Genomic DNA, 26,938 nt, shown 5'->3' on the forward strand with positions numbered 1-26,938 from the left:
TCCTTCTTCTTGAGCTTCGAGCTTAACGGCCCGCGCCCCGTTCGATTTTTGAATATTTAAGGTTCAAAAATCGCCCAGGACGCTACCAACTGGGGAAATTTCAAACGCCCCTTTTGGGGAGATTACATCCGGCACTTACATAGCAGGCATCACGATGATCTCAGGACTAAAGGGCACCTATGCGATTGCAGGGGGACAGGCGGAAGTGGATGGCCGCTGGGGCGCATCGCTCGCCGCTGTCGTCCCCGGTGCCTGCTGGCGCTGGACAGGCGACTTGCGTCGTTTGGATGGTCCGACCACTGTCATGAACCTGCAACCCTATGCAGCAGCAGCTGATTTTCGCCATCGTGCAGCCCTTGGTGCAAACCGGGTCATGGGTATGGTCCGGGAGGATCGGCCAAAGGGGGCACTGAGGCCTCGTGGTGGCGCGCCGCGCGATGCGCATGACGAGCGCCTGTTGCGCGATGCATATTTTGTCGTTTCGGATGGCATTGCGAATTACACGGTGTTTGTGATCCCTGTGGAGAGCGGAGCGGGCCCCATCTTGGTCTTTGTCGATGATGTGCCACCGCGGGCGCGCGATCTTTGGGTGGTGAAAACCGCGCTACCGGTCACGGATGGGGCTTGGGAGCTTTCACAACCATACAGTCGACGGCGTCGTATGGGGCGACGTTCCGGTCTGGCTGCGGGCACATCTGTTGCGACGCCGGATGGCACCCGATTGGTCGAAGAGCTGCAGCCAGGGGACTGGGTGACAACCCGCGATAGCAGTGCGCAACAGGTAACATGGGTGGCCCATCAGCGGGTCAGTGGTGCGCGATTGTTTGCCGAGCCGGGCCTGCGCCCCATCCTGGTCCCATCCGGTGCTTTGGGCAGCGGTCAGCCTGACGGGCAGTTGCTGCTGTCACCGGACCAGCGCATATTGGTCAAGGGGGAGCAGGTCGCTTGTCTGTTCAATGCGCCAGAGGTGTTTGTGAAGGCCGTGGATTTGCTTGGGGTCGCAGACATACGCGTGGATTTGTCCGTCTGCGATGTAACCTATGTGCAGTTGCTGTTGCCACAGCATGAGGTGATTTGGGCGAACTCCGTTCCAACGGAGAGTTTTCTGCCAGAAACAGATGCCTTGGCTTGCCTGCCTGCACAGGATCAAGAAAGCCTGGACCGTGTTTGTCCTGGGGTACTGGCCGATCCGCAGCGTTACGGGACAAGCGTGCGTCGCAGGCTGGCCCGCGCAGAGGCCGAGCTGTTCAAATTCGCAGCATGACCGTGCAGCGTTGTTTGTGGATGTCCGTTATCCATTGGTCTTGAGCGCTGGATCTGAAAACGGTGTTGACACCCGTGAACGCTCGGGTATATCGGCGCTTCATTGGTGTTGGTGGCCCCCGCAAGGGGATTCCTGTCATGCAAATTGCAAGAGGACAACGCCCTTCATAGCTGCCCCTTGGGCAGTGTTCCAAACGAAGGAGATCAGCCGTGACCAAACGCACGTCTGCCAAGTACAAAATTGACCGCCGTATGGGCGAAAACATCTGGGGTCGTCCGAAGTCCCCAGTGAACCGTCGTGAATATGGCCCCGGCCAGCACGGCCAGCGCCGCAAGGGAAAACTGTCCGACTTCGGTATCCAGCTGCGCGCCAAGCAGAAGCTGAAAGGCTATTACGGTGACCTGACCGAGAAGCAGTTCCGCCGCATCTATGGCGAAGCTGAGCGGGTCAAGGGCGACACCGGTGAAAACCTGATCGGTCTGCTGGAGCGTCGTCTGGACGCGGTTGTGTATCGCGCCAAATTCGTTCCGACCGTCTTCGCGGCTCGTCAGTTCGTGAACCACGGCCACGTCCTGGTGAACGGCAAGCGTGTGAACATCCCATCCTACCGCGTCAAAGAAGGCGACGTTATTGAGGTTCGCGAGAAGTCCAAGCAGATGACCGCACTGCTGGAAGCCGTTCAGTTGGCCGAGCGTGACGTCCCTGACTACATCGACGCCGACCACTCCAAAATGACCGCGACTTTCGTGCGCGCACCAGGCCTGGCCGATGTGCCATATCCTGTGGTCATGGAGCCAAACCTGGTCGTCGAATTCTACGCCAAGAACTAAGTCTCGCGATTTTGCCAGACGGAAGGGTCGCCATTTGGCGGCCCTTTTTCGTTGTCGCGTGATCTGCGCGCCGTTCACTTTTGTTATTGCTCTGACTTTCCATTTGTCATCTGGCCTGTCCCCCACCTATTCTAACCGGACACGCCCGTTCAGAGGCGGACATCAGGAAGGTAAACATATGTCATTTTTCCGCGTTTTGTCGCTGACAGCGGCGGCGGCCATCAGCCTGTCGGTGACTGCGACGATGGGTGTTTCAGGGTCATTGACGCTGCAGCCTGCAAATCCACAGCCCACAGGCCTAAAGCCTGGCTTATCCGTGCGCTACGCTTATCCCAAAGAGGTCAAAACACTGCGCGCTGCAGCGAAGGCATTGGAAGCCGGGTCAGAAGCGGGCCCGCCGCTCACCGGGTTGGATTACAGGGACACAGCGATTGGGGAAAACGCGCTGACGTCAAAACGCGCGGAGCAGGTTGCAGCAGATATTCGTGGCTATGTGAAATTCGATGCGCCCGGAACCTACACGATCGATTTTTTGACCAATGATGGCATGCGAGCGGTCATTGGCGGTCAGGTGGTTGGCAAATTCGATGGTCGTCAGCCCTGTGACAGTACATTTGCCGAAGAGGTCGAGGTGCCCGTCGCCGGATGGTACGATCTGCAAATTCTCTATTTTCAGCGCCTGAACACATCTTGCTTGCACATGCGTATGGCCCCTAAGGGCAGCAGACCGACGTGGATGGCAGACAGCGCATTTGGGCGAAACTGATCCTTTGTCAGGGCTCTGCGGCAGGTCACAGCGGCAGGGCTCGACCCTCTGCGATTGATTCCATGGCGAAGTAGGACGTTACACTGTCCAGCTCAACGCCTGAAATCAGTCGCTGGTATACTTTGTCATAGCTCGCCATATCTTCGGTCACGACCTTAAGCTGATAGTCGTAGTCACCCCCGATCCTGTGAAAATCAACAACCTCCGGAATCGTGAGCACATGGCGCCGGAACGTCTGCAGCCAATCTGCGGAATGATGCCGGGTCCGCAACATCACAAACACCACAAGGTCGAGCCCCAGCTGCTTGCGGTCCAGCCGCACTGTTGACCCCTGCAGAACACCGCGTTCATTGAGGGCTTTCAGGCGGCGCCAGCAGGCGTTTTGGGACAGCCCAACCTGTTCTGCCAGATCACGTTGCGACAGGCCGCCGTCTTTTTGCAGCGCCCGCAGAAGGCTGAGGTCGATTTGATCGAGTTTCTGGGTCATGCGTCACATTAAATGGCGCAAAAGCCACAGTTCAACGTTGGATTTCTGCCTTTGCCCACGACATATCGTCTCGGCAAAGACGGAACCTCTGTCTTGCGGCTTTCCCATTGAGGTGAGTGGGGTTATGACGGTGCGGCATTAAGGAGCATCAACCATGACCCACATCGCGCCGCAGCCAGGAATTATGGACATCGCCCTCTATGAGGGTGGGGCTGCCCATGTGAAGGGGGTGAGCAATGTGACCAAGCTCTCCTCAAATGAAAATCCTCTCGGCCCGAGCCCAATGGCGATTGATGCCATGCAGGCTGCCGTTGCCGACATGCATCGCTATCCAAGCGCGGATCATACGGCACTGCGCCAGGCCATTGGCGAGGTCTACAACCTGCCGATGGCGCAGATCATCTGTGGTGCAGGCAGCGATGAGATCATCGCCTTCCTGTGCCAGGCCTACGCGGGCCCCGGTGACGAAGTGCTCTTTACCGAACACGGATTTGCAATGTATCGCATCAGTGCACGCGCTGCTGGCGCAACCCCCGTTGAAGTGCCGGAGCGCGAGCGTGTCACCGATGTGGATGCGCTGATTGCCGGTTGCACCGAGCGGACCCGTCTTGTGTTCCTGGCCAATCCCAACAATCCAACCGGTACGATGATCAGCTCTGCGGAGTTGACCCGCCTTGCCGATGGCATCCCCAAGACAGCCATTTTGGTAATCGACGGCGCTTATGCCGAATATGTCGAAGGCTATGATGCCGGCGCTTCGCTGGTCAACAGCCGCGACAATGTTGTCATGACGCGGACGTTTTCGAAGATTTATGGCCTTGGCGGCGCAAGGGTTGGTTGGGGCTATGCGCCGAAACCGATTATTGATGTGCTGAACCGCGTCCGCGGTCCGTTCAACCTGTCGTCCACGGCGCTTGCCGGTGCAGAGGCTGCGGTGCGTGACACAGCATATACAGACCATTGTCGGGTCGAAAATGCCAAGTGGCGCAGCTGGCTCGCAGACGCTTTGGCGGAACTTGGCGTGCCCTCGGACACATCTTGTGCCAACTTTGTTCTCGCGCGATTTGCCAGCCCCGAAGAGGCCGAAGCCTGTGATGTTTTCTTGCAGAGCCGGGGTCTGATTGTGCGGCGGGTTGCAGGCTATAAACTGCCTGCAGCATTGCGCATGACGGTCGGAGATGAGGCCTCCTGCCGTGCTCTGGCCGACGCGGTCAAAGCGTTTAAGGAAAGCCGGTCATGAGCACGCATGTCTATAACCGCATCGCTTTGATCGGATTGGGATTGATTGCGTCTTCCATGGCCCATGCGATCCGGCGTGGTAACCTGGCGCAGGAAATCACGGGCTATGCCCGTAGTGAAGCCACCCGCGAAACCGCGCGGCAGATTTCGTTGTGTGACCGGGTCTGCGACACCGCCGCGGATGCGGTCAAAGGTGCGGATCTTGTTGTTCTGTGTGTTCCGGTTGGAGCCATGGGACCGGTGATGGAAGAAATCGCGCCGGTGCTGCAGCCAGGCGCCACGGTTTCCGACGTGGGCTCTGTCAAGCGTCATGTGATCGAGGCTGTGCAGCCGCATATTCCCGAGGGTGTCCATTTTGTGCCTGCCCACCCGCTGGCTGGGACCGAGCATTCCGGACCGGAAGCAGGCTTTGCAGAACTCTACGACAATCGTTGGTGTCTGTTGGTCCCGGTTGAGGGCAGCGATCCAGATGCCGTGGACCGCCTGCGCCGCCTTTGGGAAGGGATGGGCGCGAATGTTGATGAAATGGACGCCGATCACCACGATTTGGTTTTGGCCGTTACCTCCCATGCCCCGCATTTGATCGCCTACACCATGGTTGGCGTGGCAGATGATCTGCGGCGGGTGACCGATAGTGAAGTGATCAAATACTCCGCTGCCGGATTTCGCGATTTCACCCGCATTGCCGCCTCTGATCCGACCATGTGGCGCGACGTGTTTTTGACCAACAAAGACGCGACACTGGAGATCCTTGGCCGCTTCACAGAGGAGCTGTTTGCGCTGCAGCGGGCGATCCGGACTGGCGATGGTGATCATCTGTTTGATTACTTCACCCGCACGCGGGCCATCCGCCGTGGGATCATCGAAGCAGGTCAAGACACCGCCGCGCCCGACTTTGGCCGCGGTGGAAAGCCATGACGCCCAACCGCCAGAACATGCTGCGCCGCACAGCCCTTCGTTGGATTTTATCCATCGGATTGGCGGTCGGTGGGATGGCTGTTGCAGGTCCCAGCAAGGCCCATGAAGTCGCCGGACCCGTCGATATCAAAGTCGCCGTTCTGCCGCAGAGTGTGATGCCGCAGACTATGCTCTCTGGCGGGACGCATCCGGCACTCAGGACAGTTCAGCCGCAGCCGGTTTTATTTGGCAAACGCAAACGCCGCAAAACGTCTGTGTGCGGGGATATCGACATTCAGGGAGAGGCCGCAGGCGCCATCGCCGGTCATCTGAATGGATGTGGTGCATCTGATGCAGTGCGGGTGCAATCCGTTGCCGGTGTCGGGCTTTCGCAGCAATCTTTGATGACATGCGAAACTGCCAAAGCGCTGAAGACCTGGGTCGAACGTGATGTCATCAAAGCCTTCGGCCGCCGTGACAAGGTTGTGTCTCTTCGGGTCGCCGCTCACTACGCCTGCCGGACCCGCAACAACCGCCCTGGCGCCAAACTATCGGAACACGGCCGGGCCAAGGCCATCGACATCTCCGGTTTTGTGCTTGAGAGCGGTCGGGTGATTACGGTCAGCGAAGGCTGGGGCGCTCGCAAGACACGCAAAGCGATGCGGCGAATTTGGAAAAAAGCCTGCGGTCCCTTTGGCACCGTATTGGGGCCGAATGCGGATCGATATCACCAGGATCATTTCCATCTTGATGTTGCCCGCCACCGCGGCGGACCCTATTGCAGATGACGCGTCAGTGGGCAAAACACCAACCTACATTGATCGCAACCAAGAAACCGGCCCGACACAGGCGGGCATGGGAACGTCAGGCAAAAGGATGAAACAGCTTTAATGACCATGTGGGTGTTTGGATATGGATCCCTGCTGTGGAATCCTGGCTTCCCAGTCGCGCGTAGCGAAACGGCAGAATTGGCTGGCTATGCACGTTCGTTCTGCATGAAATCGATTCATCACCGCGGCAGTGTTGAAAAACCGGGTTTGGTTCTGGCCTTGGACGAGGTGGCGGGCGCCCGTTGCAGCGGATTGTGCCTGGCCGTCGAAGCGGGGCATGAGGCACAGACCCTGGAGGGGCTGCGGGAGCGCGAGCTGATTTCTTCGGCCTATGTCGAACGCAACCTTGCGATCACGCTAAACACAGGCGAGACGGTGACCGCTGTCACCTACGTTATCGATCCCGATCATGACCAGTATTGTGGCGGCATCAGCCTGGAGGAACAGGCCCAGATCATCGCAGGTGCAATCGGCGGCCGGGGCCCCAATCCGGAATATCTTTACAACACTGCTGCACATTTGGCCGAGATCGGTCTGGCAGATGCCGATTTGGACTGGCTGGCGCGCAGAGTCCGCGATCTGACAGCATAAAGCCTTGGCGCTTCTGAGGTTTTGCCTATAGTCTCCGGTTGTTGAGGACCGATAAAACCTTCAGGAGCCGCAGAACATGGCGCAGGCAGATCGTGACAGCAGGCCGCAGTTTTCCCAGCCGGTCCGCCAGATCATTATGATGCTGATTGCGTTGGGCCTGTCAGGGTTTGGTGCCTTTGTTGCCTTGCCGCGGGTTTTGCCGGTGTTCGAAGCGAACCCCTGGCTCAACGGCTTCATTCTGCTGGTGTTCGTTTTTGGTGTGCTGGCCTGTTTCTGGCAGGTCATTCAGCTGATCGGCTCGGTCCGCTGGATCGAAGGGTTCGCAGGCGGTGTGACACGGGCAGATGATCGCCCACCGTCGATGCTTGCTCCCTTGGCCTCTTTGCTGCGGTCACGCGGGGCGCGCATGCAGTTGGGGTCATCCTCGACACGCTCCATTCTGGACTCCGTTGCGACGCGCATCGACGAAGAACGCGAAATCACGCGATACATCGTCAACCTTCTGATTTTTCTGGGTCTTCTGGGCACGTTCTATGGCCTGGCCACAACGGTGCCAGCGGTCGTCGACACGATCCGCAGTCTGGCCCCACAGGAAGGCGAAGAAGGCATCGCAGTTTTCAACCGTTTGATGACCGGCTTGGAGGCGCAGCTGGGCGGCATGGGCGTGGCCTTTGCATCCTCCTTGCTGGGGCTCGCGGGCTCGTTGATTGTCGGCCTGCTGGAGTTGTTCGCGGGACACGGGCAGAACCGGTTCTACCGCGAGCTGGAAGAATGGCTGTCGTCCTTCACCCGTGTCAGCCTGTCTTCCGAAGAGGGCGGCGGCGGCGAGTCCGGTGCCATGGTGTCCGTGCTCGACACGATGAGCCAGCAGATGGAGACGCTGCAGGACCTGTTTGTGCAATCCACAGAAGCAAGCAATCAGGTGGACCAAAAACTGTCAGCCTTGGTCGACAGCATTACTGATATGAACCAACGCCAAGCCGATGGGGAGAACACAAACCGGGCCCTTGAACGCGTTGCTGTGGGCCAGGAGGCCCTGACCGAATTGATGCGTGCCCACGGTGACAGCGGTCTGGACGCGGAAAGCCGTATGCGGCTGCGATCAATCGATGTGCAAATGCTGCGCATACTCGAAGAGATTTCTGCCGGGCGACAAGAAAGCCTGTCGGAATTGCGCAAAGATATTGATCTCCTGGTAAAGGCCTTTGCCCGCCCGCAAGGACTTGGTCGCACGCCCCGCAGCGGTGGCGAGGACTAAGCAATGGCTCTTTCGCGTCGCACAGGACAACGGTTTCAGGCGTCCATCTGGCCGGGGTTCGTGGATGCGATGACCGGTCTTCTGCTTGTTTTGATGTTTCTGCTGACCATTTTCATGGTTGTGCAATTCGTGCTGCGGGAAACCATCTCGGGTCAGGAAAATCAGCTTGATGAGCTTGCCGCGGAGGTCAGCGCCCTTGCTGATGCTCTAGGGCTAGAGGAACGCGACAATCGCCAGCTCGAAGCGCGACTGGGTGCCCTCAGCGCGACCTTGGGCACAACGCAAGGCGCACTTGAAGAGACGCAGGATGCCCTTGCTGCATCGGCTCAGCGGATTGATGAATTCGAAAGCCAGGTTGCAGCATTGCTGCGGCGACAGCAACTGGCCGACCAGCAGATCCAGTCGCTGTCCGCAGAACGCGACCAATTGCAGGCGGATCGCGCAGTCCTCGAAGGAGAGCGTGACTCCCTCAACCATGCTCTTGCAGCCACGCGGGATGAAATTGATGCGCAGGCCGAAGCGGCGCGGCTGGCGGCGGCCCGCCGTGAAGCGCTCGAGGCGCTGGTGGCGGAGTTGGAAACAGACAAAGACCGCCAAGCCTTCGAGCTGCAGGGACTGCAGGAGCAGTTGAGCCAGGCAGAGGCAGATCGGCTCGCAGAAGCCGCCGCAGCTGATCTGCTGCGCCGCCGTTTGACGGACGCCGATGCAGAACTCACTGCCATGACACTGGCGCTGGAACAACAGCGCAAGGAGGCTGAGAACACGCTCACACTCTTGGCGGCAGCAGACACTGCAAAGGCACAGTTGGAGACCCGGTTGTCGCAGGTGCTTTCCGACCTTGAGGCCGCAAATGCCGCAACCAAAGATCGCGATGCGCTCGCCGAGCGGCTGAGCCGCGTTCTGGCGCAGCTGGATCTGGCGCAGCGCAGTGCCGATGAACGGATTGCTGCCCTGTCAGAAGATCTGACCGAGCTGCAGGCCGGAAAGGACGCAGCAGAGGGCGAAGTCGCAGCAGCCCAAGCGGAGCAGGCGGAAACAGAGCAGAAGCTGCTCGCAGCCCTGGCCCAGCTAGAACTGGCAACGGCTGCGGCCGCCGACAAAGAACTGCTGCAACAACGTCTTCTGGCCGCTTTGAGCGAAGGTGATGACGCTGCCGCGGCGGCGGCGGAACAAACCGATTTGGCAGCCCAGCGTGCGGCGCTTCTGGCGCAGGCGCGCGAAACGCTGGCGCAGGAACAACAGATCTCCGCCAAAGCCCAGCGAGAGGCGGCATTGTTGAACCAGCAGATCGCGGCTTTGCGGGACCAATTGGGTGGATTGCAGGCGATCCTTGATGATTACGAAGCGCGAGACGCAGCCCAATCCGTTCAGGTTCAAAACCTCGGACGTGATCTGAATGCGGCCTTGGCCCGGGCAGCTGCAGAAGAACGTCGTCGTCGGCGCCTTGAGGAAGAAGAACGCAAACGCCTTGAGGCCGAAACTGCTGCCTTGTCCGATCGCGCAGCAGATCTGGAGCAATACCGGTCAGAGTTTTTTGGCCGCCTGCGCGATGTGCTGGGAAATCAAGAAGGCGTGCGGATCGAAGGGGATCGTTTTGTCTTTGCCTCAGAAGTGCTGTTTGCCCCGGCCAGTGCCGACCTGTCGCTCGAGGGTGAAACGGAAATTGCCAAAGTGGCCCGCATTCTGCAGACCGTTGCTGCAGCCATTCCTCCCGAAATCAACTGGATCATCCGTGTCGACGGTCACACCGATGACACTCCACTGGGCGCGCACCCACGGTTTGCCGACAATTGGGAGCTCAGCCAAGGGCGCGCCTTGTCGGTTGTGCGCTTTATGGTGGAGCAGCTGGGTATCCCGCCCGCGCGTTTGTCCGCCAACGGGTTTGGGGAGTATCAGCCGGTGGATCGGGCACAGACCGCCGAGGCCCGTGCCCAAAACCGACGCATTGAGTTGAAGTTCACCGAACGATGACTCCCGCCGATGACGCCCCTTACGGCGCAACCTGCGCGGCATGCCGCAGTTTGAGGAGTGAGATCAGCCGGCATGCCTCCGCCGGAGGAGCCTGCTCAATCCGTTCATAAACACTGCCATCGCGTTCGCGTTGCAACAGACCACATCCAATCATGGTGCGGCGCAGTGTGGCGGGATCGCCAAACCGGTGAGATCCGTCCAGGATTTCGTTGAGCTGCGCCTCCGACAAAGGTGTTCGGGCCGGAACCTGTGACCACAGCGCAAATAGAGCCAGGGTTTGAACCGCACGGCGGGATGGCCATTGGCGCAACTGTCCCTCTGCGTCGAATTGCGCCAGTGTCCTTTGAACGAGACGTTCATCAACCGGGGCTTTGGGGATATGTCGCTGATGGTCTGGTTGCGGTATCTGCGCTGCCGTCTGGTGCGCGCGCAGGTGCTGATGGTTTTGAAAGCCCGCAGCGCGGGCAATCATGTTCAGCAATCGCAAATGGCCGGGGCTTTGCTGGCCTAATTGCTCGGCAAGGGTTTTGGAAAATCGTGACACATCTTCGATGTGCAACGGTAAAGTCAGTCTGGTCATGCAAGTATCCACATGGGCGTTTGCCGGATCGGTGGTCGCTGTCTTGACGATACGCGCCCCATTGGGAGATTTGCGTTTTTGTGCCTTGGCAGGTTTAGCTCTCCCGTAGGAGCAGCGACGCCTCGGTGACTGCCGACCGTAGGCTGAGCCTATGAAAGACATGGCCTGCCCGCAAGGGGAAGGGGCAAAGATAAGGCATCACTCCACCAGCATGGATCGCTGCGCTGTATCGATAATTTTGCCTGCGCGGATCAGTGTTGCGGTGGCCTGATACAATCCTGGTTGCAGGCCTACACCGCGGATGCGGCGTCCGGCTGCGCGAAACAATTGCGCCTGTGGTTTCTCCAGCTGATCTTCCTGTTGCAGCACGGGGCCATTTGGCCCGGTGATGTCCAGTTGCAGCCGATCGCCGGTCCGGCTGCCGAAGGCATAGGCCCAATAGACCAGCGCACTTGCGCCCGCAGGCAGCGGCGCTTGATCAGCGGTTCCCTCTTTGATGGTGGCGAACTTCGGGACATGGTCAGAAAACCCTGACGCAATGAAGCCGCCGGGTTCATATGGAATGTCGTCCCGCCACAAAGCGTCGGCGTCAGGCGCGGTTCGGCAATCAGCGGTCATGCTCGGGATGAACGGGTCGATTGTCTTGCCGTTGTGGCGCACAGTCAGGTGGAGATGCGGAAACTCTGTATTGCCAGACAGGCCGACCTGCCCAAGGATCGTGCCAGGTTCTACCCTGTCGCCCTGGGACACTGCGATGGAGCCGCGCCGCATATGACAATATTGGGTTTCCCACCCTCCGTCATGGCGGATGAGCACCCCATTGCCGCATTCCCGGCCCCGGACAGCGGCCGCGTTTTCGCCAGTGGCGTATTGGTCTGCCATGCTGTCACGGGCGCCTGCCACGACCCCACCTGCTGCTGCCAGCACTGAGACGCCTGATCGCATCTCCGCGAGAGAGGGCAGGGCGATATCCGTGCCCTTATGGCCGTCATACGTCAGTCCGTTGCAGGTGAAATCCCGCGTCGCGGGGGAAGGATCATGATCGACATATTGCTGGATGTGGCAGTCGCTGCCCAAAGTGCAGTCAACCGGCCAGTCCAAAACAAGATCGCTCGCCGCAACAGGTGCGGCGAGCGAGAAAATCAATCCGATTGGCCAGAGCCGCATGGATCACTCTGCCGTCAGCAGTGGCGGCTTGTCCCCGGAAATGCGCGGCTTTGCCGGGCCTTCGATACGTAGATCCAGTTTGCCGTCCTTGATGCCGACCTTGACCAGGCCGCCTTTGGACAATTTGCCAAACAGCAGTTCCTCGGCCAGCGGCTTCTTGATGTGCTCTTGGATGACGCGGCCAAGGGGCCGTGCGCCCATGCGATCATCATAGCCTTTGTCAGCAAGCCACTCTGCCGCTTTGCGGGTCAGTTCGATCGAGACATTGCGGTCCATCAACTGAGCTTCAAGCTGGAGGACGAATTTCTCAACCACCTGCAGGATAACCTCTTTTGGCAGCGCGCCAAAGGAGATCACGGCGTCCAGACGGTTGCGGAATTCCGGGCTGAAGGTCCGTTCAATGGCGGCGGTGTCTTCGCCTTCGCGACGATCACGGCCAAAGCCGATGGCGGATTTGGCTTGTTCGGCCGCTCCGGCATTTGATGTCATGATCAAGACAACATTCCGGAAATTCACCGTCCGACCGTTGTGGTCGGTCAGCTGACCATTGTCCATCACCTGCAAGAGGATGTTGAACACGTCCGGGTGCGCTTTTTCGATCTCATCCAGCAGCAGAACACAATGCGGATGCTGATCCACACCATCGGTCAGCAGGCCGCCCTGATCGAAGCCGACATAGCCGGGAGGCGCGCCAATCAGGCGGGACACCGCGTGTTTTTCCATGTACTCGGACATGTCAAAGCGGAGAAGCTCCACGCCCAGCGTGTCTGCTAGCTGCTTGGCAACCTCGGTTTTACCCACACCGGTTGGACCAGCGAAAAGATAGTTGCCAATTGGTTTCTCTGGCTCGCGCAGACCTGCACGTGCCAGTTTGATCGCGCTGGACAACGCTTCGATTGCGGCGTCCTGTCCGAACACCACCCGTTTCAGGGAGCGTTCCAGGTCTTTCAGCACTTCGGCGTCGTCTTTGGACACGTTCTTTGGCGGGATGCGTGCGATCTTGGCAACCACGGCCTCGATCTCTTTGACGCCGATGGTTTTACGACGCTTGCTTTCCGCGACCAAGTGTTGCGCGGCACCAGCCTCATCGATCACATCGATGGCTTTATCCGGCAGTTTGCGATCATTAATGTAGCGTGCCGAGAGTTCGACCGCGGATTTGATCGCATCAGAGGTGAATTTGATCCCGTGATGATCCTCGAAATAGGGTTTAAGCCCTTTGAGGATTTGGACGGAATCTTCCACTGAAGGTTCACTCACATCGATTTTCTGGAACCGGCGCGACAGCGCGCGGTCCTTTTCAAAATGCTGGCGGAATTCCTTGTAGGTTGTTGACCCCATGGTGCGCAGTTTGCCGCCCTGCAACGCAGGTTTCAGCAGGTTTGATGCATCCATGGCACCACCAGAGGTCGCACCTGCACCGATCACCGTGTGGATTTCGTCGATAAATAGGACAGCGTCCGGGTGCTCTTCGAGTTCAGTTACGACAGCCTTTAGACGTTCCTCGAAATCACCGCGGTAGCGGGTGCCTGCGAGCAGTGCGCCCATATCGAGTGAGTAGATCGTGGTGTTGGCCAACACGTCCGGTGTTTCGCCCGCGACGATTTTGCGTGCCAGACCTTCTGCAATCGCGGTCTTGCCAACGCCGGGGTCACCGACGAGCAGCGGGTTATTCTTGCGGCGGCGGCAGAGAACCTGAATGCAGCGCTCGACCTCATGGCCGCGTCCGATCAGGGGATCGATATCGCCCTCACGCGATTTCGCGTTCAGATCAACGCAGTATTTCGCCAGTGCGCTTTCTTTTTTGTCGCCTTCGGTGGTGGCCTGGGCTTCCTCTTCGATTTCGGGTGCGCCAGAGACCTGACGTGTTTCCCCAAACGCAGGGTCCTTGGCCACACCATGGGCGATGAAATTCACCGCGTCATAGCGCGACATGTCCTGATCCTGCAGGAAGTAGGCCGCATCGCTTTCCCGTTCGGCAAAAATAGCGACCAGGACGTTTGCGCCGGTCACTTCGGTTCTGCCAGAACTCTGGACATGGATCGCGGCGCGCTGGATCACCCGCTGGAAGGCGGCTGTCGGGACGGCTTCGGATCCGTCGACGTCTGTCACCAAGTTTGACAGATCTTCGTCGATGAATTCGACCAGCGTGGCGCGCAGTTCTGTCAGGTCGACGCTGCAGGCACGCATAACGCGTGAGGCCTCTGGTTCATCCAGCAAAGCCAGCAGCAAATGCTCCAGGGTTGCAAATTCGTGACGCCGTTCATTTGCCAGCGCAAGCGCGGCGTGAATGGCCTGTTCCAATGTGCTCGAGAATGAAGGCACGGGCGTGCTCCTCTTGATCTTGGGTTGGCGTGTCGGCTGCGGTGGAATTGCCTTGCCTTCCACAATCCAACCATGTCCTCATAGTATTAGAGTTTGGTTGATAGCGGCCCAGCTTCAAGTTCTTTCTTTCATTTATATGTCATATTTCTTGTCACTGTACCGTGAGGCCGGGGGCCTTGGTTCAAAAATTATCTTTCATGGCACGGATTTGGGCAAATACCTCTGCCTCAGTGCCATTCGGCAGGCCTGCCGATTTTTTCACCTCGCCAACATGGGGGCGCAGAAACGGGTTGGTGGCCAGCTCCTCCGAAAGGCGGCTGGGCACGGTTGGCTTGTTCGCAGCGCGGGCGTCTTCGATGTCGTGAATGCGGCGTACCAGCATGTCATTCCCCGGTTCGATCGTGATCGCAAAGCGCGCATTGGCCTCGGTATACTCATGACCGGGATAGACGATGGTGTCTGCAGGCAGTGCTGCCATCTTTTGCAAGGAACCCCACATCTGGCCCGGCGTTCCTTCGAACAGTCGCCCGCATCCCAGGGCCATAAGGCTGTCGGCGGTAAACAGTGCTTTTGCCTGCGGCATATGAAAGGCGATGTGGCCGACCGTGTGCCCAGAGACATCAAGGATGTCGATATCCGCGCCAAGCAGCGTGATTTGATCCCCCTCCGACACCGCGATATCCAGCGGCGGCAGGCGATGGGCATCTGCGGCTGCTCCGATAACCTGGGCGCCATATTGATCCCGCAGCGCGGCGACACCGCCGATATGATCCCAATGATGGTGGGTCAGGAGGATATGGTCGAGCCCCCAGCCGCGCTCAGACAAGGCAGATGTCAGCGCCTCTGCCTCCGGCGCATCAACCACGGCTGTTTCGGCGGTATCTGGGTTGTGCAGCAGGAATGCATAGTTGTCCGAGAGACATGGCACAGTCACAATTTCAAGAGGCATGGTCATTCGCGTCCTAATAGGTAAAGTGGGGGCGACTGGCCCCAGATTGGCCCAAGTGACGGACGCCCGCAATGCATCTTGATGTTCAGGATCTGAGGAACTTCTACTATCGCAGCACACTGGGCCGTTCCGTTCAGGCGTCGATCCGTGGGCGTCTGTTGGATATCTGGCCAGAAGCTGCGGGGCAGGCGGTTGCTGGTTTTGGCTTCGCAGCGCCGCTGCTGCGACCTTACCTGCCGGATGCGCGCCGGGTGATTGCGCTGATGCCGGGGCCACAGGGGGTCATGCAATGGCCGGCCGGACTGCCAAATGTGTCTGTGCTGTCTGACGAAACCCGCTGGCCTTTGGAAACCGGTCACGTTGATCGGCTTGTGGTGCTGCATGGGTTGGAAACCTCGGACCATCCTTCCAAGCTGCTAGAGGAGTGTTGGCGCGTGTTGGGACCGGGCGGCAAAGCGGTGTTCATCGTGCCCAATCGCTCTGGACTATGGGCTCGGTCTGATGGGACGCCGTTCGGATTTGGTCGCCCCTATACGCTCAGTCAGGTGGAGAACCAGCTGCGGCATCATCATTTCACGATCGAGCGTCACTTTGGCGCCTTGTATCAACCGCCAAGCCAACGTCGGTTTTGGTTGCGCACCGCGCGTCTTCTGGAGCGGGTGGGTGAACGGCTGCCTGCGATGATCGGGGGCGGGGTGTTTCTGGTAGAGGTTAGCAAGCAAGTCCATCCGCGACGTGGCGAGATGATGCGGCTGCGAACCCCCAGCCCGATCCGTGTCCTGGAGGGCCTCTCCAATCCAATGCCGGAGCCTGCTTAGGCCCAAATCTGTCCACCGATCTCTCGGGGAACGTGGCGCCTTGGCGGACATCAGCGCTGGGCGCTGAGAGACCGAGCATGACCCGAAGCCTGCTGTCCACATCTATTGGATCGCGACCTGAGAGGTGGTGACAGTAGGGTGCGGCTTGCCGAGCGGATCGACCGAGATGTTCAAAGGTGCAGGCCAGCAGCATGATTCCCAGCCGAGGTTCAAAACCGCGGGTTCAGGTATTATTTTCGACAATTTCGCTGATTTCTGACTGCTCAGACGGTGTTTTGGCCGGATTTGGCGATCAAAATTAACCTCCAAAGTCGGTTTTTTTGACGCTACATTTTGTCCATCTTGCAAGGTTCTGGCCTATCGCACTGAATTTAAACAATAGTTCGTTTTTTGTAAGTGCTGCCAAGCCTGTTGATAGGTTGACGCCGCTCTGCTACATCCACGCTGATTTTGACGCCCCACTGGTCTGTGGGGAGACCTCACGCCCCCGGACGCCACCTTTTTGGTCGCCAACCGGGGCCAATATCGGAAGGGTGGACGTGTCCGAACCAGCTTCGATTTCAGCAGGCATCGCCGCGCGCTATGCCACAGCGATCTTTGAGATCGCAGAGGAGAGCAAGGCGCTTGAAGGCCTTGAAACCGGGATCAATGATCTGTCCGCCGCATTGGCTGACAGCGCAGAACTGCGCGATCTGATTGTCTCGCCTCTGGTGTCCCGTGAAGAGCAAGGCGCAGCTGTGGCAGCGATTGCAGACAAAATGGGCCTGGCGCCAGTTTTAAGCAATGGTCTGTCTTTGATGGCGCAGAAACGCCGTCTGTTTGCCGTACCGGCCTTGATCGAAGCGCTGCGCGCACGCCTTGCGGAGACCCGCGGCGAGATCACTGCCGACGTCACATCGGCAAAACCTCTGACGAAAACTCAAAGTGAGAAACTGGCCAAGACCCTGGCAGAGCGCACGGGCAAAAAGGTCGTTATCAATGCAACCGTCGATGCCAGCATCATCGGCGGTCTTGTCGTTAAAGTGGGCTCGAAGATGATCGACAACTCGATCCGCTCCAAGCTCAACTCCCTACAGAACGCAATGAAAGAGGTCGGATAAATGGGTATCCAAGCAGCAGAGATTTCTGCGATCCTGAAAGACCAGATCAAGAATTTTGGTCAAGAAGCCGAGGTGGCAGAAATTGGCCGCGTGCTGTCCGTCGGTGACGGTATTGCCCGCGTCTATGGCCTCGACAACGTTCAGGCCGGTGAAATGGTCGAGTTCCCCGGCGGCATCATGGGTATGGCGCTGAACCTCGAAGCCGACAACGTTGGTGTGGTTATCTTTGGTTCCGACCGGGACATTAAAGAAGGCGACACTGTTAAGCGGACCAACTCCATCGTGGACGTGCCTGCTGGCCCCGAGCTGCTGGGTCGCGTTGTGGACGGCCTCGGCAACCCGCTGGACGGCAAAGGCCCGATCAAAACTGCTGAGCGCAAAGTGGCAGACGTCAAGGCGCCAGGCATCATCCCGCGTAAATCGGTTCACGAGCCGATGGCAACTGGCCTGAAGTCCGTTGACGCGATGATCCCGATCGGCCGTGGCCAGCGTGAGCTGATCATTGGCGACCGTCAGACCGGTAAGACTGCTGTGGCTCTGGACGCGATCCTGAACCAGAAAGTCTACAACGACGCGGCTGGCGACGACGATTCCAAGAAACTATACTGTGTGTACGTTGCTGTGGGCCAGAAGCGCTCCACCGTTGCACAGCTGGTGAAGAAGCTGGAAGAAACCGGTGCGATGGAATACTCCATCGTGGTTGCAGCTACCGCATCCGAGCCTGCACCGCTGCAGTTCCTGGCACCTTATGCCGCGACTGCAATGGCAGAGTACTTCCGCGACAGCGGCAAGCACGCCCTGATCATCTATGATGACCTGTCCAAGCAGGCTGTTGCTTACCGTCAGATGTCCCTGCTGCTGCGCCGTCCGCCGGGCCGTGAAGCTTATCCTGGTGACGTTTTCTACCTGCACTCCCGTCTGCTGGAGCGTTCCGCGAAACTGAACGAAGAGTTCGGCGCGGGCTCTCTGACCGCTCTGCCGGTCATCGAAACACAGGGCGGCGACGTGTCTGCGTTTATTCCGACCAACGTGATCTCGATCACCGACGGTCAGATCTTCCTGGAAACCGAACTGTTCTACCAGGGCATCCGTCCTGCTGTGAACACCGGTCTGTCGGTTTCGCGTGTGGGCTCCTCCGCTCAGACCAACGCAATGAAATCCGTTGCTGGTCCGGTGAAACTGGAACTCGCTCAGTACCGCGAAATGGCTGCCTTTGCTCAGTTCGGCTCCGACCTTGATGCCGCAACTCAGCAGCTGCTGAACCGTGGTGCGCGTCTGACCGAGCTGATGAAACAGCCACAGTACGCACCGCTGACCAACGCGGAAATCGTCTGCGTGATCTTTGCAGGCACCAACGGCTACCTCGACAAAGTCGACGTCAAAGATGTTGGCCGCTATGAGGCTGGCCTGCTGGCGCACCTGCGTGGCAAGCACCAGGACCTGCTGGATTGGATCACCAACGAAGATCCGAAGATCAAAGGCGACGCCGCCGACAAGATCAAAGCAGCTCTGGACGCGTTCGCCGCTGACTTCGCTTAAGGGGGGACGAGGCAATGCCGAGTCTTAAGGACCTTAAAATCAGGATCGAGTCGGTCAAATCGACCCGCAAGATCACCAAAGCCATGCAGATGGTGGCCGCGGCGAAACTTCGCCGCGCCCAGGAAGCTGCCGAAGATGCGCGTCCCTACGCCGAGCGTTTCAACGCCGTGATGGCAGGGCTCGCCGCCTCTGTCGGTGGTAGCGATTCTGCACCCAAACTGCTTGCCGGCACCGGTAACGACCAGGTTCACCTCCTGGTCGTGATGACCGCCGAACGCGGGCTCTGCGGGGGCTTCAACTCCAACATCGCCAAGCTGGCTCGGGTGAAAGCCCAGGAGCTGGTCGCGGCGGGCAAGACCGTCAAGATCCTGACAGTCGGCAAAAAGGGCCGGGACGCGCTGAAGCGTGATCTGGGCGATCATTTTGTCGGCCACGTGGATCTGAGCGAAGTCAAGCGCGTGGGCTATGTCAACGCACAAGACATCGCCAAAGACGTGCTGGCGCGCTTCGACGGTGGGGAATTCGACGTTGCAACGATCTTCTATGCGAAGTTCGTGAACGTTGTGACCCAGGTTCCGACCGCCCAGCAGGTGATCCCAGCGTCCTTTGAGGCCGCGGAAGATGGGGCTGCAGCGGGAACTGCTGACTACGACTACGAGCCCGGCGAAGAGGCCATCCTGGCTGACTTGCTGCCGCGTGGTGTGGCAACGCAGATCTTTGCAGCGCTGTTGGAAAACGGAGCTTCTGAGCAAGGTGCGCGGATGAGCGCGATGGACAACGCAACCCGCAACGCGGGCGATATGATCGACAAGCTGACCATCGAATTCAACCGTTCGCGCCAGGCCGTGATCACCAACGAGCTGATTGAAATTATTTCGGGCGCCGAGGCGCTCTAAGAGACAACCGGAGACGAAACATGGCACAAGCAAAAGGCAAGGTGACCCAGATCATCGGCGCCGTTGTGGACGTTCAATTTGACGACCACCTGCCCGCAATTCTGAACGCGCTGACCACCGACAACAACGGCAAGCAGCTGGTTCTGGAAGTTGCACAACACCTGGGCGAAAACACCGTCCGTACCATCGCGATGGACGCGACCGAAGGTCTGGTTCGCGGTCAGGACGTTGCCGACACCGGCGCGCCGATCTCGATCCCCGTTGGTAACGCGACCCTGGGCCGCATCCTGAACGTCGTGGGCGCGCCCGTGGACGAGCAGGGCCCGGTTGACGCTAGCGAAACCCGCGCGATCCACCAGCCAGCACCGGAATTCAGCGACCAGTCGACTGAGTCCGAAGTTCTGGTTACCGGCATCAAGGTTATCGACCTGCTGGCACCCTACGCGAAGGGCGGTAAAATCGGCCTGTTCGGTGGTGCGGGTGTTGGTAAAACCGTTTTGATCATGGAACTGATCAACAACATCGCAAAAGTGCACTCGGGCTTCTCCGTGTTCGCAGGTGTTGGTGAGCGGACCCGTGAAGGGAACGACCTGTACCACGAGATGATCGAATCCAACGTTATCAAGCCTGATAACCTGGAAGAATCGCAGGTGGCTCTGGTCTACGGCCAGATGAACGAGCCTCCGGGTGCGCGTGCACGTGTTGCTCTGACCGGTTTGACCCTTGCGGAACAGTTCCGTGACCAGTCCGGTACCGACGTTCTGTTCTTCGTGGACAACATCTTCCGCTTTACTCAGGCGGGTTCCGAGGTGTCCGCTTTGCTCGGCCGTATTCCTTCGGCGGTGGGCTACCAGCCAACACTGGCCACCGACATGGGTGCGATGCAGGAACGCATTACCTCCACCAAAAATGGTTCGATCACCTCGATCCAGGCGGTTTATGTTCCCGCGGACGACCTTACCGACCCGGCACCAGCGACCACCTTTGCGCACCTCGACGCAACCACCGTTTTGAACCGTGCGATCTCCGAGCTGGGCATCTACCCTGCGGTGGACCCGCTCGATTCTACATCGCGCCTGATGGACCCGTCCATCGTGGGTGAAGAGCACTATGCGGTTGCATCCGACGTTCAGCAGATCCTTCAGCGCTACAAGTCGCTGCAAGACATCATCGCGATTCTCGGCATGGACGAACTGTCCGAAGAGGACAAGCTGACCGTGAGCCGCGCTCGTAAGATCCAGCGCTTCCTGTCTCAGCCGTTCGACGTTGCGAAGGTCTTCACCGGCGCAGACGGCAAGCAGGTTCCGCTGGAAGACACAATCGCGTCGTTCAAAGCCGTTGTGGCTGGCGAATACGACCACCTGCCCGAAGGCGCCTTCTACATGGTAGGCGGCATCGACGAGGTGATCGCTAAAGCCGAGAAAATGGCTGCTGAAGCGGCCTAAGGAGGGCCCTGATGGCTGATACGATGCAATTCGACCTCGTAAGCCCGGAGCGCCGCTTGGCGTCGCTCCCGGTGACCGCGGTCATGATCCCCGGCGCGGAAGGCGACATGACGGCTATGGCCAATCATGCGCCGACCATTACCACGCTGCGTCCTGGTGTCCTGCGGGTCGAAAGCCCCGAAGGCGCATCCGAGTATCTGGTAACTGGTGGGTTTGCTGAAATCGGCGCTGACGGTCTGTCTGTCCTTGCTGAAAAAGCAATTCCGATGGACCAGATGACCCGAGCCCATCTGGATGAGCTGATCGAAGAAGCGCGCGCGACTTACAAGACCGTGCAGGAAACCGATCAACCCCACGGTTTGGTGGAAGATGCGGCAAAGTTGCTCGCCGATATGGAAGCCCTCGGCACCCATATGAGCCTCTGAACCGGGCAACCTTTACGACTTTTGAAACCGGCCCCTTGCGGGCCGGTTTTGTTTTTTGGCATCTTGCGGTTGAACCAAGAGGTCTTTGTTAATTTTGAGGGATGCAGCGGGTGTGCTGCAAAGTTGAATGCAACGAATAGAAAGTCCCCGGATCGGCGTGGATCAGGGCGATATCGAGATTTTTTCCGAATTCGAAGATGGGGGCACAATGTGGGCAGGTGCGGGGCCGCGTGAGCGGCGCCAACGGGTCCAATTTTCAGAACCCTTCAATCAGCCACCTGTGGTCCATCTGTCTTGCTCATTGGTCGACATGGCTGCTGGCACCGCTTATCGCGCCGAGCTGGTCGCAGAGCACATCACAGAAGAGGGCTTCGAGGTGGTGTTCCGCAGTTGGAACGACACCCGCGTCGCACGTATTCGCGCGGCTTGGATGTCCATTGGCAACCTCTCTTATGCGGATGATTGGGACGTGACCTAGGCTTCGTCTCTGTTCCGCTGGTGGCAGGTGGTGCCGGGGAACGGCGGTAACCAACGCTCGCGATTTTGGCACCACAGCTCATAGCTCGGTCTTAAATCCTCTGTGCTGTTCATACAGCCCAAGTGTATCTCGATCTCATCTTCTGTTGTGGCAAAGACTGATGAACCGCATGTGGGGCAGAAATGACGCCCTTCGTAGTGCGCCGTGACACCCGTTACGCGCACGGAGGATGAGGGAAAGATCGCGGCGGCATAAAACAGGGCTCCGTGATGACGCCTGCAGTCTTTGCAATGGCACAGGCCCACTCTAAGCGGTGATCCTTCCACCTGCACATGAATGGCGCCACACAAGCAGCCTGCGTCGTACTGATGGGCCATTTGGGTCTCCTCTCCATCTGTAGCTTAGAGCCTAGACCCTAGATCCTAGGGGAGGGGGATGCGCTGCGTCCACCATCGGTCAGAGCAGGGGCAGATCAGGTCGGCTATATTGCAAAGAAAAACCCCGGCAATCGTGCGAGGGTTTCAAAGCAGTTCGTTTGCCAGGCGGCTTCCGCCGCAGGCCGGATCAACCGCCGTGTGTGAGCGACTCGTAGATCGGCAGCAGGGTCTTGTCTTCGAACAGCGAGGACACGGAGGTGCCGTGCCAGATGTTCAGGATTGCCTGCGTGAACAGTGGCGCAGTCGGCAGGATGCGAATGTTTGGCGCGCCCAGCACCGCTTCGGTCGGCTGAATGGTGTCTGTCAGCACCAGCGATTTCATCACGGAATTGGTGACGCGCTCAACAGCCGGGCCGCTCATGACGCCGTGCGTAATATAGGCATGGACTTCACGCGCGCCGTTGTCCAACAGCACCTGAGCCGCTTTGCACAGGGTTCCGGCGGTGTCGCACATGTCGTCAACGATCAGACAGATTTTGTCTTTCACATCGCCAATCACGGTCATTTCAGCGATTTCACCCGGCTTTTCGCGGCGCTTGTCCACGATCGACAGCGGAGCGTTGATACGTTTGGCCAGTTCACGCGCACGGGCCACGCCGCCCACGTCAGGCGATACCACCATGATGTCGCCGATGTTGTCTTTGAACTGGTTTTTCACATCCAGCGCAAAGATCGGAGAGGCGTAGAGGTTGTCGACGGGAATATCGAAGAAGCCTTGAATCTGTGCGGCGTGCAGATCCATCGTCAGAACCCGTTCAATCCCGGCGCCGGTCAGCATGTTGGCGACCAGTTTGGCGGAAATCGGGGTCCGTGCCTTGGTGCGGCGATCCTGGCGGGCATAGCCGAAATAGGGGATGACTGCGGTGATACGCTGCGCCGAGGAACGGCGCAGGGCGTCAGCGATGATCAGCAGTTCCATCAGATTGTCATTCGCCGGGTTTGAGGTCGGCTGAATGATGAACATGTCTTCGCCGCGGACGTTTTCATAGACTTCGACGAAAATCTCGCCGTCATTGAAGCGTTCGACACGGGCATCGACCAGACCTTGATCAACACCGCGGTGCATGGACATGCGGCGGGTAATAGATTGGGCGAGCGGAAGGTTTGCGTTCCCAGCGATCAGCTTGGGTTCGTTCAAGGTCGGCATTGGCTGTAATCCCCAGGCAGCAATGGCAGTGTGACAGATTCGTGATGGTGCGCACCGCTTAACACGCACGCCACGTCGCGCCTAGAATTAATCCGATTGAATGGACCCTCGCTTGCGTTCACAAATGGACAAATTACAAGTGCTTGCATCTGGAACGCGATCCAGTGGAGGCAATAGGGTTCTTTTCCGTGAACGACCATCCGAGCATACCACCACAGAGTGCATTTTCCCGCAGTTTCGGTGCCGGGCCACGGCCGGTCTTGGCGATCCATTGCTCGCTGGCGCATTCGGGGGCCTGGCGGGGGCTTGGTTCAGTGATGGCAGAAGAGGCGACGCTCCACGCTTTCGACATGCTGAGCCATGGGCGTAGCCCAGACTGGGATGGTGCGGGCGTGTTTCAGCTGCGCAACGCCGATCTGGCGCTGGCGTTACTGGCAGACCTCGACGCAAGCGAAGCCGCCTCGCTGGATCTGGTTGGGCATTCATTCGGTGCAACCGTCGCCCTGGCTGTGGCGCAACGCCGTCCCGAGCTGGTCCGCAGTTTGACCTTGATCGAACCGGTGCTCTTTGCCGCCGCCGGCCAGATCGAGCCTAAGTCACTGGTTCAAATGCGCGAGGAGCATCTCGAGATCCGTGATGCCTATGCCCAAGGGCAGTTGGAGCACGCCACCCGTCTGTTCAACAGGGCTTGGGGGGCAGGGCATCCTAAATGGCCGGATTTGCCGGAGCAGAGCCGTGCAGCCATGATGCGCAGTTTTCCGGCGGTGATGGATTGCGACAAACAGGTTTACGAGGATGAGGCCGGGTTGGTGGCCGAGGGGCAGTTGGAGACGCTGTCTGTCCCGGTTCTGGTGGTGGACGGCAGCGAGTCGCAGCCGATCATGCAGGTTGTCACCAGGGCGTTGATGCAGCGCCTGCCGGACGGGCGGCATGTGCGCATCGCCGGTGCGGGGCACATGGCCCCGATCACCCACGCTGCTGATGTTGCAGACCATTTGCGACAGTTCTGGACCTGATCATCAACCCGTCCAGTGCCCGAACGCAGATACGCGGTGGCTCAGAGGTGCGCCAGGAAGGTGTCGATCTGATCGTCACCAATCGACCAGTCGCAAACAAACCGCGCGGTCACATGTGCCTCTGGATCCCCATCAAGCTCACCATCCCAAAGGTGGTAGACCGCGCCTGCATCAAACAGTTTTTTATGTGTGGCGCGGGGCATGGAGGCAAAGATCATATTGGCCTGCACCGGATGTGTGAGCGTGGCACCCGCGGCTTCCAGCCCGGCCGCAAGGCGCGCGGCTTTGGCATTGGCGGCTTTGGCATTCTGGATCCACAAATCATCGGTGAGATAGGCCAACATCTGCGCTGACAGGTAACGGTGTTTGGAAAACAGATGCGCGCCACGTTTGCGACGATACTCGAACTCCTGCGCGGCAGCAGGATCAAAAAATATGACCGCTTCGACCCCCATACAGCCGTTCTTGGTGCCGCCAAAAGACACAGCATCCACTCCGGCTTTCCACGTCATTTCAGCTGCGGTGCAGCCCAATGAGACCATCGCATTGGTGAAGCGTGCGCCATCCAGATGGATGGGCAGCCCAAAGGATTTGGCCGTGTCACACAATGCGCGCAGCTCTTCCAGCGAATAGACGGTGCCAAACTCGGTGACCTGAGTGATGGACACGGGGCCGCGCTGCGGGCCGTGGACGCCTCTGGTCTCTTCGCCCTCAATGGCGGCGCGCAGGCTCTGCGGTGTAATCTTGTCCTCTGGGGTGACCAGCGTCAGCTTGGCACCGCTGGTGTAGAATTCCGGGGCGTTGCATTCATCCATATTGACGTGTGCAGGACCGGTGCAGAAGATCGTCTGCCAGGGCTGCGACAGGGTGGACAACGCCAACACGTTGGCAGCGGTGCCGGTGGCCACAAGATAAACAGCCGCCTGAGGGGCCTCAAATATCTGGCGCAGACGGTTGGTGACGGCGGCCATTTCCTTGTCGGCGCCATAGCCCATTGCGAAGCCTTCATTTGCGGCTGCGATCGCTGCGAGGACCTCTGGATTGGCAGGGCCTGAATTGTCAGATGCAAAATACATTAAATCGGCTCCTCAATAATATGGTCTTCCCATTCCTCTTCCGGCGTCTCAAATTCTGACACTGTCCAGCCTTGAACGGAAACCCCTGCTTTGTGTACGCTGTCTGGATCGCCGGTGATCAGCGGGTGCCACTGGGGGAGCGGTTTGTTCTCCCACAGTAATCGGTAGGCGCAGGTTTGCGGCATCCAATAGGCGTGGCTGTCCAGATTGTCGGGTTTCAACACGATGCATTCCGGCACGAACTGATGGCGAATTTCATAGTGAACGCAGCGGCAGGAGGCATCATCCAACAGCCGACAGGCAACACGGGTCAGAGCGACCTCGCCGCTGTCTTCGTCTTCCAGTTTGTTGAGGCAACACTTGCCGCAGCCATCACAGAGCGCTTCCCATTCCTGCTGGTTGAGCGCGTGAAGGGGCTTTTTTTCCCAGAACTTTTTTGAAAGCCCGTCGCGGTTGATCCCGTCGCTCATAGCGCGGCCAGGATATCACGCGCGTCTGCGCAGTCTTTCTGCATTTGCTGCAGCAGGCCTTCGAGCCCGTCGAATGTCATTTCAGGGCGCAAATATTCGACCAAACCAACCGATAGCGTCGATCCATAGAGATTGCCGGTGAAATCGAACAAAAAGGTCTCGATATTTGGGTGGCTGCCGTCAAACATGGGCCGCACACCAATCGAGGCAGCACCATGGTAGGTACCTACAAATGGTCCGTCCAGCACATCGACCAGTACGGCGTAAACGCCAAAAGCAGGCTGATGGAGCCCGTCGATGGACATGTTGGCGGTCGGATAACCCAGCTCCCGGCCACGCTGTTCGCCGCCGATGACCTCGCCCTCGATCCGGTGCCAATGGCCCAGCATATTTGCCGCATCGCGCGGCCGCCCGTCGCTGAGGGCGCGGCGAATGGCGGTGGAAGATACGGTATCTTCTGAGTATTCCATCAAGGGTGCGATGGTGACACCAAATCCCATGTCGGCACCGAAGCGCTGCAAATCTTCGGCGGTGCCTTTGCGGCCTTTGCCAAAACAGAAGTCGGCGCCAACCACAACATGGCGCAGGCCAAGGCCCTCGGCGATGACTTTTCTCGCAAAGTCTTCGGGCGAAAGGCTCGAAAGCGCTGCATTGAAATTCAACTGATACAGCTTCTCAACGCCAAGCTTTTCCAGTCGAGAGGCGCGCGCCTCAGCCGACATCAACCGAAATGCGGGCGCGTCTGGTGCAAAATACTCGCGTGGATGTGGTTCGAACGTCATCACACCCAATGGTGCATCAGGGGAGGCAGCCCGGGCGATGTCGATGACGGATTGGTGGCCTCTGTGAACACCATCGAAATTGCCGATGGCGACGGAGGCTCCGCGATCCTGCGGGTCGATGAATTGAAAATCACGGATAATGCGCATGCGCTTTG

Annotated in this window: 27 protein-coding genes; 17 read left to right on the forward strand and 10 right to left on the reverse strand. The window is 58.7% G+C overall.

Annotation, left to right across the window (positions count from 1 at the left end; translation table 11 throughout):
- Nucleotides 1-154 precede the first annotated feature (154 nt).
- The 3 genes from Q0C28_RS12085 (at nucleotide 155) to Q0C28_RS12095 (ending at nucleotide 2,860) form a co-directional block, all read left to right on the forward strand.
- Entirely contained in the window at nucleotides 155-1,264 is a 1,110-nt protein-coding gene (locus Q0C28_RS12085; RefSeq protein WP_293576114.1) for a Hint domain-containing protein, read from the forward strand.
- Nucleotides 1,265-1,473: 209 nt separating this feature from the next.
- Nucleotides 1,474-2,094, forward strand: a complete 621-nt coding sequence (gene rpsD / locus Q0C28_RS12090; protein WP_293576116.1) for a 30S ribosomal protein S4 — start codon at nucleotides 1,474-1,476, stop codon at nucleotides 2,092-2,094.
- 178 nt (nucleotides 2,095-2,272) lie between these two features.
- Nucleotides 2,273-2,860, forward strand: coding sequence for a PA14 domain-containing protein (locus Q0C28_RS12095; RefSeq protein ID WP_293576118.1), 588 nt, complete (start codon nucleotides 2,273-2,275; stop codon nucleotides 2,858-2,860).
- A 25-nt stretch (nucleotides 2,861-2,885) separates the two neighbouring features.
- Here the strand turns inward: Q0C28_RS12095 and Q0C28_RS12100 are convergent, their stop codons facing one another.
- Nucleotides 2,886-3,347: an Lrp/AsnC family transcriptional regulator gene (locus Q0C28_RS12100; protein WP_293576120.1), complete on the reverse strand. Its 462-nt coding sequence runs from the start codon at nucleotides 3,345-3,347 to the stop codon at nucleotides 2,886-2,888.
- Nucleotides 3,348-3,501: 154 nt separating this feature from the next.
- Between Q0C28_RS12100 and hisC the strand changes: the two genes are divergently transcribed.
- The 6 genes from hisC (at nucleotide 3,502) to Q0C28_RS12130 (ending at nucleotide 10,133) form a co-directional block, all read left to right on the forward strand.
- Nucleotides 3,502-4,587, forward strand: coding sequence for a histidinol-phosphate transaminase (hisC, locus tag Q0C28_RS12105; RefSeq protein ID WP_293576121.1), 1,086 nt, complete (start codon nucleotides 3,502-3,504; stop codon nucleotides 4,585-4,587).
- Nucleotides 4,584-5,504 carry a prephenate/arogenate dehydrogenase family protein gene (locus Q0C28_RS12110; protein WP_293576123.1) on the forward strand — a complete coding sequence of 307 codons (921 nt, stop codon included), beginning with the start codon at nucleotides 4,584-4,586 and terminating at the stop codon, nucleotides 5,502-5,504. The genes hisC and Q0C28_RS12110 overlap by 4 nt, the downstream gene beginning before the upstream one ends.
- Nucleotides 5,501-6,271 carry an extensin family protein gene (locus Q0C28_RS12115; RefSeq protein WP_293576125.1) on the forward strand — a complete coding sequence of 257 codons (771 nt, stop codon included), beginning with the start codon at nucleotides 5,501-5,503 and terminating at the stop codon, nucleotides 6,269-6,271. The genes Q0C28_RS12110 and Q0C28_RS12115 overlap by 4 nt, the downstream gene beginning before the upstream one ends.
- A 102-nt stretch (nucleotides 6,272-6,373) precedes the next feature.
- On the forward strand, nucleotides 6,374-6,904 hold the full coding sequence (locus tag Q0C28_RS12120; RefSeq protein WP_293576127.1) for a gamma-glutamylcyclotransferase: 531 nt from the start codon (nucleotides 6,374-6,376) through the stop codon (nucleotides 6,902-6,904).
- A 76-nt stretch (nucleotides 6,905-6,980) separates the two neighbouring features.
- Nucleotides 6,981-8,162, forward strand: coding sequence for a biopolymer transporter ExbB (locus tag Q0C28_RS12125; RefSeq protein ID WP_293576129.1), 1,182 nt, complete (start codon nucleotides 6,981-6,983; stop codon nucleotides 8,160-8,162).
- Nucleotides 8,163-8,165: 3 nt separating this feature from the next.
- Nucleotides 8,166-10,133, forward strand: coding sequence for a peptidoglycan -binding protein (locus tag Q0C28_RS12130; protein WP_293576131.1), 1,968 nt, complete (start codon nucleotides 8,166-8,168; stop codon nucleotides 10,131-10,133).
- A 19-nt stretch (nucleotides 10,134-10,152) separates the two neighbouring features.
- Here the strand turns inward: Q0C28_RS12130 and Q0C28_RS12135 are convergent, their stop codons facing one another.
- The 4 genes from Q0C28_RS12135 to gloB all read right to left on the reverse strand — a co-directional run bounded on the left by Q0C28_RS12135 (nucleotide 10,153) and on the right by gloB (nucleotide 15,160).
- Complete coding sequence (locus tag Q0C28_RS12135; protein ID WP_293576132.1) at nucleotides 10,153-10,713, reverse strand: DUF2087 domain-containing protein; 561 nt, start codon at nucleotides 10,711-10,713, stop codon at nucleotides 10,153-10,155.
- Between the two features lie 198 nt (nucleotides 10,714-10,911).
- The gene (locus Q0C28_RS12140) at nucleotides 10,912-11,880 is read right to left on the reverse strand and encodes a M23 family metallopeptidase (RefSeq protein WP_293576134.1); all 969 of its coding nucleotides are present in this window, start codon (nucleotides 11,878-11,880) and stop codon (nucleotides 10,912-10,914) included.
- A gap of 3 nt (nucleotides 11,881-11,883) precedes the next feature.
- Nucleotides 11,884-14,205 carry an ATP-dependent Clp protease ATP-binding subunit ClpA gene (gene clpA, locus Q0C28_RS12145; protein WP_293576136.1) on the reverse strand — a complete coding sequence of 774 codons (2,322 nt, stop codon included), beginning with the start codon at nucleotides 14,203-14,205 and terminating at the stop codon, nucleotides 11,884-11,886.
- Nucleotides 14,206-14,386: 181 nt separating this feature from the next.
- Nucleotides 14,387-15,160 (reverse strand): hydroxyacylglutathione hydrolase, encoded by a 774-nt coding sequence (gene gloB, locus Q0C28_RS12150; RefSeq protein WP_293576138.1) that lies wholly within the window; start codon nucleotides 15,158-15,160, stop codon nucleotides 14,387-14,389.
- Nucleotides 15,161-15,225: 65 nt separating this feature from the next.
- On the opposite strand from gloB, the gene Q0C28_RS12155 reads away from it, so the two are divergent.
- The 7 genes from Q0C28_RS12155 to Q0C28_RS12185 all read left to right on the forward strand — a co-directional run bounded on the left by Q0C28_RS12155 (nucleotide 15,226) and on the right by Q0C28_RS12185 (nucleotide 21,855).
- Complete coding sequence (locus Q0C28_RS12155; RefSeq protein WP_293576140.1) at nucleotides 15,226-15,972, forward strand: methyltransferase domain-containing protein; 747 nt, start codon at nucleotides 15,226-15,228, stop codon at nucleotides 15,970-15,972.
- A gap of 539 nt (nucleotides 15,973-16,511) precedes the next feature.
- Nucleotides 16,512-17,072, forward strand: a complete 561-nt coding sequence (locus tag Q0C28_RS12160; RefSeq protein WP_293576142.1) for a F0F1 ATP synthase subunit delta — start codon at nucleotides 16,512-16,514, stop codon at nucleotides 17,070-17,072.
- Nucleotides 17,073-18,611, forward strand: coding sequence for a F0F1 ATP synthase subunit alpha (gene atpA / locus Q0C28_RS12165; protein WP_293576144.1), 1,539 nt, complete (start codon nucleotides 17,073-17,075; stop codon nucleotides 18,609-18,611).
- A 14-nt stretch (nucleotides 18,612-18,625) separates the two neighbouring features.
- The gene (locus tag Q0C28_RS12170) at nucleotides 18,626-19,507 is read left to right on the forward strand and encodes a F0F1 ATP synthase subunit gamma (protein ID WP_293576146.1); all 882 of its coding nucleotides are present in this window, start codon (nucleotides 18,626-18,628) and stop codon (nucleotides 19,505-19,507) included.
- A gap of 20 nt (nucleotides 19,508-19,527) precedes the next feature.
- Nucleotides 19,528-20,952, forward strand: a complete 1,425-nt coding sequence (gene atpD, locus Q0C28_RS12175) for a F0F1 ATP synthase subunit beta (protein WP_293576148.1) — start codon at nucleotides 19,528-19,530, stop codon at nucleotides 20,950-20,952.
- Between the two features lie 11 nt (nucleotides 20,953-20,963).
- The gene (locus tag Q0C28_RS12180) at nucleotides 20,964-21,377 is read left to right on the forward strand and encodes a F0F1 ATP synthase subunit epsilon (RefSeq protein ID WP_293576150.1); all 414 of its coding nucleotides are present in this window, start codon (nucleotides 20,964-20,966) and stop codon (nucleotides 21,375-21,377) included.
- Nucleotides 21,378-21,504: 127 nt separating this feature from the next.
- A complete protein-coding gene (locus tag Q0C28_RS12185) occupies nucleotides 21,505-21,855 on the forward strand; it encodes an H-type lectin domain-containing protein (protein WP_293576151.1) in 351 nt (116 codons plus the stop codon).
- Here Q0C28_RS12185 and Q0C28_RS12190 read toward each other — a convergent pair.
- Nucleotides 21,852-22,232 (reverse strand): GFA family protein, encoded by a 381-nt coding sequence (locus Q0C28_RS12190; protein ID WP_293576152.1) that lies wholly within the window; start codon nucleotides 22,230-22,232, stop codon nucleotides 21,852-21,854. The genes Q0C28_RS12185 and Q0C28_RS12190 overlap by 4 nt on opposite strands.
- 187 nt (nucleotides 22,233-22,419) lie before the next feature.
- A complete protein-coding gene (locus Q0C28_RS12195; RefSeq protein ID WP_293576153.1) occupies nucleotides 22,420-23,439 on the reverse strand; it encodes a ribose-phosphate pyrophosphokinase in 1,020 nt (339 codons plus the stop codon).
- A gap of 188 nt (nucleotides 23,440-23,627) precedes the next feature.
- On the opposite strand from Q0C28_RS12195, the gene Q0C28_RS12200 reads away from it, so the two are divergent.
- Nucleotides 23,628-24,455, forward strand: coding sequence for an alpha/beta hydrolase (locus Q0C28_RS12200; protein WP_293576155.1), 828 nt, complete (start codon nucleotides 23,628-23,630; stop codon nucleotides 24,453-24,455).
- A gap of 41 nt (nucleotides 24,456-24,496) precedes the next feature.
- Here the strand turns inward: Q0C28_RS12200 and Q0C28_RS12205 are convergent, their stop codons facing one another.
- From Q0C28_RS12205 to Q0C28_RS12215, 3 genes are read right to left on the reverse strand one after another with little or no spacing between them, the layout of a single operon-like run.
- Nucleotides 24,497-25,531 carry a low specificity L-threonine aldolase gene (locus tag Q0C28_RS12205; RefSeq protein WP_293576157.1) on the reverse strand — a complete coding sequence of 345 codons (1,035 nt, stop codon included), beginning with the start codon at nucleotides 25,529-25,531 and terminating at the stop codon, nucleotides 24,497-24,499.
- Complete coding sequence (locus tag Q0C28_RS12210) at nucleotides 25,531-26,001, reverse strand: YcgN family cysteine cluster protein (RefSeq protein ID WP_293576159.1); 471 nt, start codon at nucleotides 25,999-26,001, stop codon at nucleotides 25,531-25,533. The genes Q0C28_RS12205 and Q0C28_RS12210 overlap by 1 nt, the downstream gene beginning before the upstream one ends.
- Entirely contained in the window at nucleotides 25,998-26,930 is a 933-nt protein-coding gene (locus Q0C28_RS12215) for a bifunctional riboflavin kinase/FAD synthetase (RefSeq protein WP_293576161.1), read from the reverse strand. Before Q0C28_RS12215 ends, Q0C28_RS12210 begins: the two co-directional genes overlap by 4 nt.
- Between the last annotated feature and the right edge of the window lie 8 nt (nucleotides 26,931-26,938).

Source organism: Phaeobacter sp., from assembly GCF_022825805.1.
Classification (GTDB): Bacteria; Pseudomonadota; Alphaproteobacteria; order Rhodobacterales; family Rhodobacteraceae; genus Phaeobacter.